At 69.8% G+C, this 15357-nt stretch carries 13 protein-coding genes; 9 read left to right on the forward strand and 4 right to left on the reverse strand.

The genetic code is table 11. The features are described 5' to 3' along the window. Nucleotides 1–106 precede the first annotated feature (106 nt). The 8 genes from P3T39_RS24825 to P3T39_RS24860 all read left to right on the forward strand — a co-directional run bounded on the left by P3T39_RS24825 (nucleotide 107) and on the right by P3T39_RS24860 (nucleotide 8378). Nucleotides 107–1291 carry an Ig-like domain-containing protein gene (locus P3T39_RS24825; protein ID WP_280701138.1) on the forward strand — a complete coding sequence of 395 codons (1185 nt, stop codon included), beginning with the start codon at nucleotides 107–109 and terminating at the stop codon, nucleotides 1289–1291. A gap of 171 nt (nucleotides 1292–1462) precedes the next feature. Beyond that, entirely contained in the window at nucleotides 1463–2731 is a 1269-nt protein-coding gene (locus P3T39_RS24830; RefSeq protein ID WP_280701139.1) for an Ig-like domain-containing protein, read from the forward strand. Between the two features lie 151 nt (nucleotides 2732–2882). Then, on the forward strand, nucleotides 2883–4085 hold the full coding sequence (locus P3T39_RS24835; RefSeq protein ID WP_280701140.1) for an Ig-like domain-containing protein: 1203 nt from the start codon (nucleotides 2883–2885) through the stop codon (nucleotides 4083–4085). A gap of 53 nt (nucleotides 4086–4138) precedes the next feature. Beyond that, nucleotides 4139–5326, forward strand: coding sequence for an Ig-like domain-containing protein (locus tag P3T39_RS24840; RefSeq protein ID WP_280701141.1), 1188 nt, complete (start codon nucleotides 4139–4141; stop codon nucleotides 5324–5326). A 41-nt stretch (nucleotides 5327–5367) separates the two neighbouring features. Then, complete coding sequence (locus tag P3T39_RS24845; protein ID WP_280701142.1) at nucleotides 5368–6264, forward strand: Ig-like domain-containing protein; 897 nt, start codon at nucleotides 5368–5370, stop codon at nucleotides 6262–6264. A 196-nt stretch (nucleotides 6265–6460) separates the two neighbouring features. Further along, a complete protein-coding gene (locus P3T39_RS24850) occupies nucleotides 6461–6925 on the forward strand; it encodes an ATP-binding protein (RefSeq protein WP_280701143.1) in 465 nt (154 codons plus the stop codon). 421 nt (nucleotides 6926–7346) lie between these two features. Continuing rightward, nucleotides 7347–7583, forward strand: a complete 237-nt coding sequence (locus tag P3T39_RS24855) for a DUF6059 family protein (RefSeq protein WP_280701144.1) — start codon at nucleotides 7347–7349, stop codon at nucleotides 7581–7583. Nucleotides 7584–7769: 186 nt separating this feature from the next. After that, the gene (locus P3T39_RS24860) at nucleotides 7770–8378 is read left to right on the forward strand and encodes a response regulator transcription factor (protein WP_280701145.1); all 609 of its coding nucleotides are present in this window, start codon (nucleotides 7770–7772) and stop codon (nucleotides 8376–8378) included. Here the strand turns inward: P3T39_RS24860 and P3T39_RS24865 are convergent. From P3T39_RS24865 to P3T39_RS24880, 4 genes are all read right to left on the reverse strand, one after another. Next, on the reverse strand, nucleotides 8375–9700 hold the full coding sequence (locus tag P3T39_RS24865; RefSeq protein ID WP_280701146.1) for a histidine kinase: 1326 nt from the start codon (nucleotides 9698–9700) through the stop codon (nucleotides 8375–8377). The two genes, P3T39_RS24860 and P3T39_RS24865, sit on opposite strands and share 4 nt — an antisense overlap. 261 nt (nucleotides 9701–9961) lie before the next feature. Continuing rightward, nucleotides 9962–11437, reverse strand: coding sequence for a SagB family peptide dehydrogenase (locus tag P3T39_RS24870; RefSeq protein WP_280701147.1), 1476 nt, complete (start codon nucleotides 11435–11437; stop codon nucleotides 9962–9964). A 23-nt stretch (nucleotides 11438–11460) separates the two neighbouring features. Next, entirely contained in the window at nucleotides 11461–13740 is a 2280-nt protein-coding gene (locus tag P3T39_RS24875; RefSeq protein ID WP_280701148.1) for a TOMM precursor leader peptide-binding protein, read from the reverse strand. Next, on the reverse strand, nucleotides 13737–14027 hold the full coding sequence (locus P3T39_RS24880) for a hypothetical protein (protein ID WP_280701149.1): 291 nt from the start codon (nucleotides 14025–14027) through the stop codon (nucleotides 13737–13739). Before P3T39_RS24880 ends, P3T39_RS24875 begins: the two co-directional genes overlap by 4 nt. Before the next feature lie 269 nt (nucleotides 14028–14296). On the opposite strand from P3T39_RS24880, the gene P3T39_RS24885 reads away from it, so the two are divergent. Continuing rightward, nucleotides 14297–15121, forward strand: coding sequence for an AfsR/SARP family transcriptional regulator (locus P3T39_RS24885; RefSeq protein ID WP_348534383.1), 825 nt, complete (start codon nucleotides 14297–14299; stop codon nucleotides 15119–15121). Nucleotides 15122–15357 lie beyond the last annotated feature (236 nt).

The following is a 15357-nucleotide window of genomic DNA, read 5'->3' on the forward strand; positions in this document are numbered from 1 at the left end:
CGTCCGCTGGTTGAAATCGTTCCCTCGTGTCCACCCGGCAATGCGGGTCGTTATGCCCGGCATCGGTCGGAACCGACGAGAACAACTGAGCTGGGAGGGCCGGAACATGCACCCGGCAGTACGGGTCTGGGCACGGTATGCGGCGACTCTGGGGCTCTGCCTCCTCACCGGCTGCTCCGGCTTTCCGCTCGGCGCGTCGGCGCCGGCGGTCTCCCGCGCGGTGATCACCACCAGCCCGACGGACGGCAGCCAGAACGTCCCGCTGGACGGCCCGGTCAAGGTGACGGTGGAGAAGGGCAGGCTGACCTCCGTCCGCCTCGCCGACGGCAAGGGCAACCTGCTGACCGGCCGGACCAGCCCCGACGGCACCAGCTGGACCCCGGACACCGGACTCGCCGTGACCACCCCCTACGCCCTGGAGGTGGTGGCCGAGGATGCCGACGGCCTGAAGGCCGTCAGCCACACCGCCTTCACCACCGTCACCTCCGCCCACACCTTCGCGGCCTTCTTCACCCCCGAGGACGGCAGCACGGTCGGCGTGGGCATGCCCCTCTCGCTGCGCTTCAGCCGCCCGATCACCGACCGGGCCGCCGTCGAGCGCGCCGTCGCCGTCAGTTCAGACCCGCCGGTACCGCTCGGCGAGCACTGGTTCGGCAACCAGCGGATCGACATCCGCCCCGAGAAGTTCTGGACGCCCGGCACCAGGGTCACCCTCGCCCTGCACCTCAAGGACGTGCAGGGCGCGCCCGGCGACTACGGCACCCAGCAGAAGGAGGTCCACTTCACCATCGGCCGCTCCCAGATCAGCACGGTCGACCTGGACACCCGGATGCTGACCGTGCGCCAGGGCAGGCAGGTGCTGCGCACCATGCCGGTCTCGGCCGGCGGCCCCGACCACCCCACCTACCTCGGCACGATGGTGATCTCGGAGAAGTTCCAGGTCACCCGGATGAACTCGCAGACCGTCGGCCTGGGCGACGAGTACGACATCAAGGACGTGCCGCACGCGATGCGGCTCACCCAGTCCGGCACCTTCGTGCACGGCAACTACTGGTCGCCCAGGGACCTCTTCGGCAGCGCCAACACCAGCCACGGCTGTATCGGCCTGGAGGACGAGAAGGGCGGCTCGCCCGACAGTCCGGCGGGCTGGCTCTTCGGGCACTCACTGGTCGGCGACGTGGTCGAGGTGCGCGCCAGGGAGGGCGAGCACGTGTCCGCGGACAACGGACTGGGCGGCTGGGACCTGCCGTGGGGTCAGTGGCAGCCGACGGCCCGGACATCCGCACACTGACGACGCAGGACCTCCACTCAGGATTCACCCAGACGGCCCAGTTATCCTGACCTGGCGCGCCCGACCGAGGTCCTGCCCCGAAGGCTGCGCGCGGCAGAAGTCTCCGGCTCGGTGCAACCCAACCGGGTCACAGTGCGTATACCAGGTATGGATACCGGGAGGGGAGCAGCAGTGGAGCCCGTTCAGGCGGTCGACGCCGCGATAGACACGACCCGCACTGCCGCTGGACGGAGCCGGGCCCGCAGGGCCGGCCGTCGGGCCGGTGTCGCGCTGGTCATGGGCGGTGTTCTGCTGCTCGGAGCGGCCTGCAGCTCGGGCGGTTCGGCGACCTCCTCGGCCAAGGGCGACGCCGCCGGAGGCGGGGCCGATGCCACTCCGGCGCCGAAGACCTCGGCTGCCGTGCTGACGGTCTCGGCCAAGGACGGTGCCACCGACGTGACTCCGGCCGGGTTCCAGGTCACCGTGGCCAGCGGCACCCTGACCAACGTCGAGATGACCGACAAGAACGGCAAGGCGGTGCCGGGACAGATCGCCTCCGACGGCCTGAGCTGGAAGCCCGGCGCCGCACTCGGCGTCGGCACGGTCTACACCGTGAACGCCCAGGCCAAGGACTCCGCAGGTCTGGTCGCGGCCTCGACCAGCAGCTTCACCACGCTCTCCCCGGCCAAGACGGTCTCCACCAACGACAACATCTCCGACAACGGCACCTACGGCGTCGGCATGATCATCTCGGTGAACTTCAGCAAGCCGGTCAAGAACAAGGACGAGGTGGTCAAGAACATCGCGTTCGAGACCAACAACGGCACCGTGGTGAAGGGCCACTGGTTCGGCGGCCAGCGCCTGGACTTCCGTCCGGAGAAGTACTGGAAGCCGGGCACCAAGGTGACGGTCAAGTACCGGCTGAAGAACGTCGAGGTCGCGCCCGGGGTCTACGGCGACGTGGACCGGGACGAGCCGTTCACGATCGGCCGCTCGCAGATCAGCACCGCCGACGCGGCCACCCACCAGATGACCGTCCAGAAGGACGGTGCCACGGTGAAGACCGTCCCGATCACGGCCGGGAACGACGACAACCCGTCCTGGAACGGCACGATGGTCATCTCCAGCAGGGAGAAGGTGACCCGGATGAACTCCGCCACCGTCTCCAACGTCAAGGGCTCCGAGTACGACATCTCGGACGTGCCGCACGCGATGCGGCTCACCAACTCGGGCACCTATGTGCACGGCAACTACTGGGGCAGTTCCTTCGGCAAGTCCAACGCCAGCCACGGCTGCATCTCGATGCAGGACGCCAAGGGAGGTGAAGACGCCTCGGTCGCCGGCAAGTTCTTCGCGGACTCGCTGATCGGCGATGTGGTGAAGGTGGTCAACTCCAAGGGCAAAACGGTCCAGCCGGACAACGGGCTGAGCGGTTGGAACCTCAGCTGGGCCAGCTGGTGACAGTCGGGCAGCCATCTCGGACAGCACGGCCCGGCCGCTCCTCCGAGTGGCCGGGCCGTTGTCTTTTCGTGACTCGATTGCCCGTTTCGGGCGCAACTTATCGGGCGGATGCGACGTGTATACCGCTGGGATCCAGGGATGGGGGACGTACGTGAAGTCGGTGAGCAGGGCTCTGGTGGCCGGACTGCTTGGGGGCGCACTGGCGCTGACCACCGCATGCAGCAGCAGCGGCAAGGGCGGTTCCTCGGACGGCGGCAAGCCGGCCGAGTCCAAGGCCGCGGTGTCGGCGGCGCAGATATCCATCGAGCCGAAGGCCGGTGCGACGGATGTGAAGCCGCAGGGCGCGCTCAAGGTGGCGGTGGCCGGCGGCAAGCTGAGCAAGGTCACGGTGACCGATCAGGCGGGCAAGGAGGTCGCGGGTGCGATCTCGGCGGACGGCGCCGGCTGGGTGCCCGCGGCCGGCCTGGCGGTCTCCTCGCAGTACAAGGTGAGCGCCCAGGCGGCGGACGACAAGGGCGTGGTGGCGACCGCCGACAGCAGCTTCACCACGCTCACCCCCGCCAAGACCGCCAACCCGCACGACAACGTCGACGACAACGGCACCTACGGCGTCGGCATGATCATCTCGCTTTCCTTCGGCAAGGACGTCAAGGACAAGGCGGCGGTGGAGAAGGGCATCACCTTCGACATCTCGGACGGCACCGTCCTCAAGGGGCACTGGTTCGGCAGCCGCCGGGTGGACTACCGGCCCGAGCACTTCTGGAAGTCCGGCACCAAGATCACCGTGCACTACAAGCTGAAGAGCGTCGAGGTCGCCCCCGACGTGTACGGCGGGGTGGACAGCGACGAGACCTTCACCATCGGCCGTGACAAGGAGAGCACGGTCGACGCCTCGACCCACCAGATGACCGTCGAGAAGGACGGCAAGGTGGTACAGACCATCCCGATCAGCACCGGTGCCTCCGAGCCCAAGTCCTGGAACGCCTACAACGGCACGATGGTGATCGAGGCCCGCGAGGGCTCTGCGATCATGGACTCCTCCACCGTTCCCGGCCTGGAGGGCTCGCCGTACAAGCACCCCGTCCCGCACTCGCTGCGGCTGACCGACTCGGGTACCTATGTGCACGGCAACAACTGGTCGGACGCGAGCGTCTTCGGGCACGAGAACGTCAGCCACGGCTGCATCGGTCTCCAGGACGCCCCCGGTGACCAGGGCGGCGAGAGCACCTCGGCCGGCAAGTTCTACGCCGACTCCATCATCGGCGACGTGGTGACGGTCAAGAACTCGGTCGGCGAGGACGTCAAGCCCGACAACGGTCTGAGCGGCTGGAACCTCGACTGGAAGAGCTGGTAGTCGCAGCAGTTCGTCGGTTCGTCGGTAGGGCAACTCACAGGGGGGACGGGGACATGAAGGTGATGCGCGGGGGGCTGGCCGCGACGGTACTGGTGCTGACCACCGCGGCCTGCAGCGCAGGCGGCGGGAGCGGGGCCTCGGGGCAGGCCACCGAGGTCGCGGGGGCGCCGAAGCCGACGGTGTCGGCGGCGCAGATATCCATCGAGCCGAAGAGCGGCACGACGGATGTGAAGCCGCAGGGTGTGCTCAAGGTGGCGGTGGCCGGCGGCAGGCTGAGCAAGGTCACGGTGACCGATCAGGCGGGCAAGGAGGTCGCGGGTGCGATCTCGGCGGACGGCGCCGGCTGGGTGCCGGCGGCGGGCCTGTCGGTCTCCTCGCAGTACCGGGTGAGGGCCCAGGCGGCGGACGCCAACGGCCTGTCCACGCAGGCGGAGAGCACCTTCGGCACGCTCACCCCGGAGAAGGAAGCGGGCCCGTACGACAACATCGACAACGGCGCCGAGTACGGCGTCGGGATGATCGTCTCGCTCAACTTCCACAAGTCGGTGAAGGACACGGCCGCGGTGGAGAAGGCCGTCACCTTCGAGACCTCGGACGGCTCCAAGGTCAAGGGTCACTGGTTCGGCGACAGCCGGGTGGACTTCCGCCCGGAGAAGTTCTGGAAGCCGGGCACCAAGGTGACCGCGCACTACCGGCTGAAGAGTGTCGAGGTGGCCCCGGGCGTCTACGGCGGGGTGGACAGCGACCAGACCTTCACCATCGGCCGCGACCAGCGCAGCACGGTGGACGCCTCCGAGGACACCATGACGGTCGTCAAGGACGGTCAGACGGTCGACACGATCCCGATCACCGCGGGCAAGCGGGGCTTCGACTCCTGGAACGGCACCATGGTGATCGAGGAGAAGGCCGAGCGCACCAGGATGAGCTCCCAGGGCGTCAGCGGTGTCAGCGCGGCGGAGTCGTACGACCTGTCCGACGTGCCGCACGCGATGCGGCTCACCGACACCGGGACGTACGTCCACGGCAACTCCTGGGCCACCGACGCGATGGGCTCCTACAACGCCAGCCACGGCTGCATCGGTGTGGCGGACGCCCGTTACGGGAACGACAACTCGAACGCCGGTAGGTTCTTCCACTCCTCGCTGGTCGGCGACCCGGTCACGGTGGTCAAGTCCAAGGGCCCCGAGGTGTCGCCGGACAACGGTCTGAGTGGTTGGAACGTCGACTGGAAGAACTGGTAACCGGCCACAGCCGGTACGAACTCACAGGGGAGGACAGGGACATGAAGCAGATAAGCAAGAGGATGGCCGCCGGGACGCTGGTGCTGACCACCGCGGTCGTCGGCGCGGTCGTCGGCGGCGGGGCCGGAACGGCGGCCGCTGCCCAGCCGGTGGCGGCGCCGAGGCAGGACGCGGGCCCGTACGACAATGTCGAGAGTGGCAGCACGTACGGCATCGGGATGATCGTCTCGCTCAACTTCCGCAAGGCGGTGAAGAACAGGGCGGCGGTCGACAAGGGCATCAGCTTCGACACCTCGGACGGCTCCAAGGTCAAGGGCCACTGGTTCGGCGGCAACCGGGTGGACTTCCGGCCGGAGAACTTCTGGAAGCCGGGCACCAAGGTGACGGTGCACTACCGGCTGAAGAACGTCGAGGTGGCTCCCGGCATCTACGGCGGGGTGGACAGCGACCAGACCTTCACCATCGGCCGCGACCAGCGCACCACCGTCGACGCCACCGCGGACACCATGAAGGTCGCCCGCAACGGCCGGACGGTGAGCACCGTGCCGATCACCGCGGGCAAGGCGGGCTTCGACTCCTGGAACGGCATCATGGTGATCGAGGAGAAGGACGAGCACGTCGAGATGAAGTCGCCGGACGGTGCCGGCAAGGGCGACCAGTACGACCTGAAGGACGTGCCGCACGCGATGCGGCTCACCGACACCGGGACGTTCGTCCACGGCAACTCCTGGGCCACCGACGCGATGGGCCACTACAACGCCAGCCACGGCTGCATCGGTGTGGCGGACACCCGTTACGGGAACGAGAACTCGAACGCCGGTAAGTTCTTCCACTCCTCGCTGATCGGCGATCCGGTCACGGTGGTCAGGTCCAAGGGCGCCAAGGTGGCCCCGGACAACGGCCTGAGTGGCTGGAACCTGGCCTGGAGCAAGTGGTAGCGGCCCGCCAACCCCGGTTAGTCCAACCTGACTTGCCGATGGCATATGCCAAATAAATAGTGATCGTTTCGTCATTGTCCGTACGCGGCCGCATGCGTTCCGCAATGATTGGCGCATGGCGGGATGGGGCGAAGCGGAATGGACGTCACCTCCGGGAGTGGGCCCGGTTGCTGATGATCAGTCAGGCGAAGGATCCTTGGCCCTGGAGACGTTGGAGCGGCTCACTCCTCGGCAGGTGGAGGAGGAGTACTTCGGCTGGCTCTGCGAGCAGGTCGGGGCCGAGCAGGAGGTCTGCCTGCCCTCCCGGCCCGAGCTGGTCCGGGTGGTCAGGCGGGTCGTTCTCTCGGTGATTCAGGGCTGGCAGCTGCCGCAGCTGCTGGAGGTCGGCGAACTGCTCTCCGGTGAGCTGATGGCCAACGCCGTCCGGCACACCGGCGGGCGGACGGTGGGGCTGCGGCTCGCCCGGCGGCCCGGCTGGCTGCGGGTGGAGGTCCGCGACTCCTCGCGGGCGCTGCCCTGCCTGATCCTGGCCGAGCCGGGCAACGGGAACGGCTACGGGATAAAGCTCGTGGACGCGCTCTCCGAGCGCTGGGGCGCCGATCTGCTGCCGCGCGGCAAGGGCGTCTGGTTCGAGCTCAAGGTCCGCGAGCGCGCCGTCTGACCGTCCTGGGAACAATGCGGGGCCCCCGGTCCACCTGATGTGTGGTCTTCGGGGGCCCCTGCATGGTCACTGCGCCGGCCAAGGGGGTGCGTGCCGCGCAGTGGCGACGGCCGAACCGGGTCAGTGGGAGGCCGTGGCTTGTCGATGGATGCAGTGCATCCGGACATGTCCGACTATTGCATGGTCTCAGCATGGGAGCAAATTCGATCGCAAGGTTTGTGGACCTGTTCACCTTTGGTATGCGCATAAATTCACGTCATGGCCTGTGAATATTCACTCTGATTGCTCTGATCGCTCTGATCGCGAGCATATGAGGCATGGAGTGGACTTCTTGTGCGGCGCTGGAGCGCTCCTTGAGCCCCGGCGTACAGGCTTCTCCTGGCCGGGCGCGGACCCCGGCCGGGAGGAGGAGATTCCAACGATGGCCATCCTGATGATGAGGGGCCCGGTGGTGCGGGGCCTGGCGAGGTTGCTGAACTCACCCGCGGTGCACGGGCTCATGGCGGTCGGGTCGTTCTTCGGTGCGATGGTCCCGGCCGAGATGGTGGATCGGCCGAGGCTGTCCTGCCCGTCGCCGGGCCATCCCGAGCGACTCTGTCCGGGGGAGCCGCTGAGCCCCCTGGAACAACGGCTGCAACGGGAGCTCCAGCTGCGCTGACGGCCCGTTGGAGGATCGGCCGGGGCCGGGCCGGCCGGGGGCGGGTCCGGCCCCGGCTCGTCGAAGTTCGGTGGGGCTCCTGGGGCAACAGCACAGCTGATTGCCGTCTGTGCGGATAGCATCCTCTGTGGGCGCCGTCGAACGATATTCGAGTCGTCCTGGGGCTGACAGTCGGGGGAAGTTCCTGTGATCATCAGGGTTTTGCTGGCCGAGGACATGCACATGGTGCGGGGCGCCCTGGTGGCGCTGCTCGACCTCGAAGAGGACATCGAGGTGATCGCGGAGCTGGCCAACGGCGACGAGATCGTCCCGACGGCCCTGGAGCACAAGCCCGATGTGGCCGTCATCGACATCGACCTGGCCGGGACGGACGGCATCACGGCCGCGGCGCAGCTGCACGAGGTGATGCCCGAGTGCCGGACGCTGATCCTGACCAGTCTCGGCCGTCCAGGAACGTTTCGCCGGGCCCTGGCGGCCGGAGTGCGCGGGTTCATCCTGAAGGACGCCCCGCCCCGCCAACTGGCCCAGGCGGTCCGGCGCGTGGCGCAGGGCGAGCGGGTGGTCGACCCCGACCTGATGGTGGCCGCCTGGGACAGCGGCGACAACCCGCTGACGGAGCGCGAGACCGAGGTGCTGCGGCTGGCGGCCGACGGCGCGGAGGTCACCGAGATAGCGGGAAGGCTGTATCTGTCGGTGGGGACGGTACGGAACTACCTGACGTCGACGGTGGTCAAGCTCAACGCCCGCAACCGGCTCGACGCGGTACGCATCGCCCGCGAGGCCGGCTGGGTCTAGTCGCGGACGCCCCCGGGCGGCGCATGGCTGATCGAGTGCTTCATCGCCGAGGTCGTGCGTGGTTCTTCGCGCAGTTCCCCGCGCCCCCGGGGAGCGCACGGCGGGCGTGCGCGGTCTTGTGCCCCTGGGGGTGCTAGGCGATCGCGGGTGGCGAGTTCTTCGGTGTCCGTGGTCTCGTGCGGCTCTGCCGCGATCGCGGCCTCCAGGTGGAACCAGCCGTCCTCGCGTACTCCGGACGAGAGTGTCCCGCCGACCTTCGCCAGCCGGGCGGCCAGGTTGCCGAGGCCGCCGCTGCCTCGCGAGAGCCGGTCCTGGTGGTCCCGGTCGCGCTCCCGCTCGCGCGTGGGGACACCGTCGTTGGCCAGCCGCAGGCTGGTCGCGCCGTGCTGGGCGACCGCCTCGATGGTGCACTGCGACGCCTTGCTGTGCCGGATCACGTTGGTGATGCCCTCGCGGAGCACGGTCGCCAGTACGGTGTCGGCCTCCCGCGACAGCCGTCCGCACTCCACCCGCAGATGGGCGTCGATCCCGGCGGCCGAGAGCACCGATCGGGCCGAGGAGAGTTCCGTCAGCAGTGACATCGAACGGTAGCTGCGGGCCACCTCGCGTACGTCGCACAGGGCTTGGCGGGAGAGCTCGACGATGCTCTCCAGTTCCGCCCGGGCCCGGTCGGGCGAGCGGTTGACCATGGTGTGGGCCAGCTCGCTCTTCAGAGTGATCGCGGAGAGGCTGTAGCCCAGCAGGTCGTGCAGGTCCCGGGCGAAGCGCAGCCGCTCCTTGATGACGGCGACCCGGGCGATGTCCTCCTGTGCCTCGTGGACCGCGAGCGTGAGATTGGCGAGCAGCGAGAGGCTGTACAGGATGATGCCGGTGACCAGCGTGGACACCATCATGTACAGCACGTTGGTCAGGGTGCCGTGCGCCGTCAGCGCGGTGCCGAGGCCGATGGCCGCGATCAGGGCGCCGAAGGCCGGGAGCGCTGCCCGCAGCGGCAGCAGCAACAGCATCGACGCGCCGACGAATCCGCCCATCCCGCCCCAGGGCCAGCCGAGGAACAGCGAGGGCACGACGGTGAGCAGTGCCTGGGCGAGCAGGGTCCACCGCCCGTACCCGGCCCGGATGCGCCGGTACCGGGGGAGGGTGTGCACCAGTTGGAGACCGATGGTGGCGGGCAGCACGGTCAGACAGCAGGTGACGGTGAACGGTGTGATGGCCTCCTCAAGGATGTCCACAATCTGCATGGTGAGGAATGCCGCTATGACTGTCCACACCACCCCCAGCGCGAAGTGCGGTGCGGGAGCCTCGATGCCCAGCACTCTCACCCAGGGTTCCTGCCTGCCCGGGTTCTCGATGAGATCTTCGGGACTGGCCTGAGCCGGGGTGTCGGACGACAGTAAGTCCGACGCTCTGGCCTTGCCTGTCATGGCTCTCCCTCCGGTCACCGCTGACGTCCGGTCGATGGTAGGGCGGAAATGACCCGCTCGGGCGAATTCCGGGTGACGTGCTGGTCCACACCTCGTCTCGGAGGGCATGACTGACCCGACGTCAGGCCATGGGGTGGTGAACGTACTTCCTCGGGGCGGCTAACGCGTCTCGTCCCCTGCGGGGAGGGAGCCGAGGACGAACTCGCCCACCGCCGACTCCGTTCGCCAGTCGAGACCGAAGGCCTCGGCCGAGAGGCTGGTGTTGCCGGTGCCCAGCGCACAGCCGGCCAGGCCCATGCCGGTGGTCATCAGGTAGAGCGTCTGCTGCACCACGCCGACGTGCTTCAGCGTCAGCGCGTACGCCAGTCCGCTGTACTTCCAGGAGACCCGGGCGAACCGGGCGGTCATGGTGAGCAGCAGGTCGGGCGGGGCGGCCATCCCGGTGCCGGTCTGGGCCTCGGAGAGCAGTGCCGTGCCCAGCCGCTCGTCCGACGGCAGGCGGATCAGCTCGTGGCCGAGCGGTTCGTAGTAGTAGACGCCGGGTTCGAGGCCCTCGCAGCGTCCGGCGGTGAGGTAGAACTCCAGCTCGTAGCAGGCGCCGCCGCTGGGGTACGGGCGGCTGGAGGCCTGCGGCAGGACATCGGCCGAGAGGGGGTCGCCGGTGCTGCGGACGCGCAGCGACCGGTGGAGCAGCTCGCCGAGCTGGTGCAGCGTCATACCCTGCTCGCCGTGGCTGCGGACCGACCGCCGCCGGTCCAGCGCCTCGGCCAGCGAGGTGTCCCAGTCGGGTTTCCCCGGGTCGGGCCTGGGCAGGGAGATCCGGGGGCCGGCCGGCGCGGGCTTGAGCACCGGAGGCTGGTCCTGCCGGCCGCGCAGCGGGTAGGTGGCGCCGAACTGCCGGTCGTGCGGTCCTGGACGGCTGCTCCAGTGGAACCGCAGGTCGTCGTGGGACCAGGGGAGCAGCGCCGGGTCGTGGTCCTCGGGGAAGGTGGCATCGTGGGGTTGCGCGACCTGCTCGGCCACCTCGACCATGCCGGTCGCGACCAGATGGGAGAGCAGCGCGACGGCGGTCGGCCGGGCGATCGGCAGCCGCTCGACGGCCCGCTCCAGGGTGATCGGGCGGCCCAGTGAGGCGATCAGCCAGCCGGCCTCGGGCCTGGTGAAGGCGGCCCGGAAGGGGGAGAGCGGCGACTCCAGCAGGCTGACTCGCCCGGTGGAGCGCAGGGCGGCGAACCGGGACAGCCGCAGCAGGCGGTCCTCCGGCACCAGGACGGGATCGAGCCGGACACCGGTGGCCGTCGGTACCACGGACAGCAGCGGCTGCTCGCCGTCCGGTGCCCCGATGGAGCGGACCACCAGGCCGCCCAGCTGCCGCAGTGCGGTCAACAGGCGGACCCGGGCGGCCAGTTCCTCGGTGCCCGGGACGTTCTCCAGCTGGACGGGGCCGAGTTGCATCCGGCGCAGTGCCTCCGTCAGCACCGCGCCGGGCCGCGGGATGTGCAGGTCGCCCCACTGGGAACGGAGGACCACCGAGTCGTCGTCCGGCTGTTCCTCCAGCAGGATGTCCTCTCTCAGCGACCACAGCTCGATCCACGTGGCGGGCGAGGAACTGTCGGAGGGCGGGACGGGTTGCACGGTTGCTCCTGCGGGGGTGGTGTTCAGACGAACAGCGGTATCGGATTCAGCTCCTCGTAGGGCGTCGGGCGCGGCAGTCTGCCCAACGACACCGGGACGTCGAAGAGCCGGCCCGGAGCGAACCGGGGCCAGAAGTGCCGGAGTCCCGGGACCAGGGTCCGCACTACGGGTAGCCCCAGGTCGGGGCGGGTCTGGTCGAGTATGCAGACCTCCAGGCCCCGGTGCTCCAGGGCTCGTTGCAGACTCCGGAGTTCCTCCAGCAGGTCTGTGGCCGGGCTGTAGCCGTGGTCGAGCGGCGTACGAGCGGGAGCGGCCGGGTCCGCGGCGAGGTAGGGCATGCCGTCCCTGGTGGCGGTGCGCCACCAGTGCAGGGCCACCGGGTCGGAGCAGCCGTAGCCGGTGCCGTCGGGGCGGGCTTCGAGGACGGGTGGCAGCAGTTGGTTCATCTCGCTGAGCGCTCGGGAGAGGGCGATCGCCGGGTCGGGGTGGGCGCCGAAGCCGAAGACGATGTCCTCGTGGGCGCGGCCGGTGCGCCTGGACAGGGCCGCCACCACCGGTACGCCGAGATCCGAGGTGAGGTCCAGGGCCCAGACCTCGCGGCCGAGTTCGGCATGGGCCTGTCGTACCTCGGCGGTCCACGGGTCGCCGAAGGCGGTCAGGTCGACGGCCGGCTGGCGGGTCCGGTTGTACCACCACAGGGCCACCGCGTCGCGTTCGACCAGTTCCAGCAGGCCCTGCAGTGCGGCGTCCTCAAGCGTGCTGCCGGCCGCGCAGCCGTTGGAGTCGGCGCGGACCATCCGTCGGCCCGGCCGGTCGGGGACGTCGTAGTAGAGCAGGGTGCTGGGGAACAGCACATGACGGCCCCGGGTCAGCGACCAGGCGGGCGACCAGTCCAGCACCGCGTCCGGGTCGAAGGGCTCGGCCACCTGGTGGAACGGGTGGCCGCCGGCGTTCCACCCGGCCCGCTGGGCGAACTGCCGCTCGTCCCAGAGCTGGCAGCTGCCGGGATGCACGGCATCGGGACCGAGGGAGCGAAGTGAGCCGCGGACCCGGGCCTCGTCGCCCTGCCAGAGGCCGCTGATCCTCTCCACCGCCTCGCACAGTGCGCCGACCTTGGCGTCGAGCGGAGTCCGGCCCTTGCCGGAGCTCTCCTGGCGCAGTGAGGCGCGGAGTTCGGACATGTGCCGGGGGCCGAGCGCCAGGTTGTGGCCGGCGCGGTAGACGTTGAGCAGTTCGGGGCCGCGCGGGTCGCGGCGGATGTCCTTGACCACCCCGGTGACCGGGCTGAGCAGGTGCCCGTACCGGTCCAGCATGCTCTGTGCGGACATCGCCCGGTGGCCGCCGCCGCTTTGGACCGCGCGCCGGCGGCTGGTCAGCACCACCGGCCGCTCGGCCTGACTTGCCATCAGCGAGGCGTCTCCGCAGTCCGGGCACTGCGGTCGGCGGGTGAGCCGGTGCGACCGGCTGGCGAGAGTGAGGGTGTCCAGGGTGAGCACGCGGTCGTACTCGCCGCTGCGGTGGCCGGCCAGCCACTTGGCGCACTCCAGGGCGGCGATCTGGGCGCCCAGTTGGATCGTGACCGGGAGTGCGGCCTGCGGAACGGGTACCGGATCGCCGCCGTGCCGCAGCCGGACCGGGGTCTCGGCGCAGCGATGGCCGCGCAACCGGTGGGCCAGGCAGTTCCAGCAGGCGGTGGCACCCGGCTGGAAGACCGGGCCGACCCACAGGGTGGTGCCGTACAGCTTGGCGAGCAGCCACGGACGGCCGTCCGCCCGCCGCTCGGCATCCAGCTCGCGCAGCCGGGGGTCGAGATAGTCGCCGCAGACCACCAGATCGAGGGCGGCGCCCTCGCCGGGCTCGGCGAGGGTGATCCCCGCGCCGCGGCAGGCGGTGTGCAGCGGCGCGCCGTCGAGCTCGCCGACGGTCACGATCCGCAGCGTCCCTGCCTCCGTCCCGGCCCCTGCGCCACCACCGGCCAGCTCCCAGTACGCCCTGGCCGCGCTGTCGGCGGCGTCGGCGGGCCCGGTGTTCGCGCGGTGGTCGAGCAGCCCGCACCGGGTCAACTGGCCGACCAGCTGGGCGACCTGTGCGGGGGGAACGACGGGCGCCGCCTCGTTCAGCAGCGTGGGCAGGTCCCTTGTGCCGTCGAGCAGCGGTGCCAGGGCCGCCAGGTGCGGCCCTCTGACGGCCGTCACACCGTGTTCGGACATCAGATAGACGGCATCACCGGGGACCACCTCCGGCCGGAGGTGGCGCTTGAAGCCGATCAGCGGCGCGCGCCCGTTCCCCCCGTCGGTGGTCATATCGTCAGGGCCTCCGCACCCGCGAGGACGGCGGTGGGCTCGGTGTCATTGATGCTGAGGCACATGGCGGTGGCCGGTGCCTCGGCGGGGAGCAGGTCGAACAGGTCGACCACCACGTCGAGTTCCTCGACGACCGGAAGCGCGGGTACCGCCTCGCCGGGGACCGTCGGAATGCCGGCCTCGGCCAGCACCTGATGCGGATTCTCCTCGTACCGGCGACGCAGGCCGGGCTCGGTCCAAGCACGCACGATCAGCTCTGCGAAACGCCAGTCCTCATTGACGGACATGCTCTTCCTCCGTTGATGCGGCCGTTGCCGACCGTGGATCCATGGATGCTGGAGCCGGGCTCAGGCAAGGAGTAAACGAAATCCGAGCAATCCTTGACCAGTGCCTCCTTCACCGCTCTGACATGAGGAAGTCACAGCAGGATTCGGGAACTTCACACTCCCGGTGGGCTCGGGGCGTATGCGATCGTCTTGAGGTCCCCTGAGGGTTGGTCCTGAACGGACGCCGGCCCTTCGGGACGCGACCGCGTGGACGCCATGAGAGGGAGACCGTGATTGCTGACTTCAGGCTGCTCGGGCCGATGCGGGCCCGGATCAGTGACGTTGGCGTGCTTCCCGCGGCGGCCAAGCCGCGGCAGGTGATGGCGCTGCTCGCCGTCCGGGCCGGACAGATCGTCACGGTCGACGCGCTGACCGAGGAGCTCTGGGGCGAGAGCCCGCCGCGCAGTGCCGTCACCACGCTGCAGACCTATGTGCTCCAGTTGCGCCGACGGATCGCCGCGGCCCTCGGCGACGAGACCGGCGCGGCGGCCAAGGACCTGCTGGCCACCGTCTACGGCGGCTACCGGCTCGCACTGCCGGCCGACGCGGTGGATGTGCACCGCGCCCGTGCGCTGATCGACCGGGGCCAGCAGGCACTGGCCGCAGGGGAGGACCGGACGGGCTGCCGGCTGCTGCACGAGGCGCTCGGGCTCTGGGGCGGTCCGATGCTGGTGGACGTGCCCAAGGGCCGGCAACTGGGGATCGAGTGCCTGAGCCTGGAGGAGGAGCGGCTCGGCGCGCTGGAGCTGCGCATCGAGGCCGACCTCCGGCTCGGGCGCCACACCGAGCTGCTCGGTGAGCTGACCGCTCTCACCGCCGAGCATCCGACGCACGAGAACCTGCACGCCCAGCACATGATCGCGCTGTACCGGGCCGGCCGCTCCGGCAAGGCGCTGGAGGTGTTCCGGCGGCTCAGGTCCACGCTGATCGACGAGATCGGCCTGGAGCCCTCGCCCCGGGTGCAGCGGCTGCACCAGGCGATCCTGGCCGGGAACCCGGCGCTCGAACTGGTGCCGACCCACCTCGCGCTCTCGGCCGACTACCGGTGGGCCTGACGGGGCGATCGGGCGGGCGCCCAGGTCACCCGGGTTCATTGACCCGGTCTCCAGTCCATCGCGAGGCGTCTCTCCCAGCGTGACCGCAGCCGACGCCGGGCTGCGTCGCGCGGAGGAGGAGACGATGACCGTACCGGAACTGGTGGCCGAGCTGCACGACCTCCGGGAGAAGGTCCGCCGGGGCCCGAGCGAGAAGGCGACCGAGGCGCAGCATGCCAAGGGGAAGCTGACGGCTC

The organism is Kitasatospora sp. GP82, from assembly GCF_029892105.1.
GTDB lineage: Bacteria > Actinomycetota > Actinomycetes > Streptomycetales > Streptomycetaceae > Kitasatospora.

What these genes read in the sequence shown, in the direction of transcription:
- P3T39_RS24825 (WP_280701138.1), top strand. Translation starts at nt 107, where the DNA reads ATGCACCCGGCAGTACGGGTCTGGGCACGGTATGCGGCGACTCTGGGG.
- P3T39_RS24840 (WP_280701141.1), top strand. Translation starts at nt 4,139, where the DNA reads ATGAAGGTGATGCGCGGGGGGCTGGCCGCGACGGTACTGGTGCTGACC.
- P3T39_RS24845 (WP_280701142.1), top strand. Translation starts at nt 5,368, where the DNA reads ATGAAGCAGATAAGCAAGAGGATGGCCGCCGGGACGCTGGTGCTGACC.
- P3T39_RS24855 (WP_280701144.1), top strand. Translation starts at nt 7,347, where the DNA reads ATGGCCATCCTGATGATGAGGGGCCCGGTGGTGCGGGGCCTGGCGAGG.
- P3T39_RS24875 (WP_280701148.1), bottom strand. Translation starts at nt 13,740, where the DNA reads ATGACCACCGACGGGGGGAACGGGCGCGCGCCGCTGATCGGCTTCAAG.
- P3T39_RS24880 (WP_280701149.1), bottom strand. Translation starts at nt 14,027, where the DNA reads ATGTCCGTCAATGAGGACTGGCGTTTCGCAGAGCTGATCGTGCGTGCT.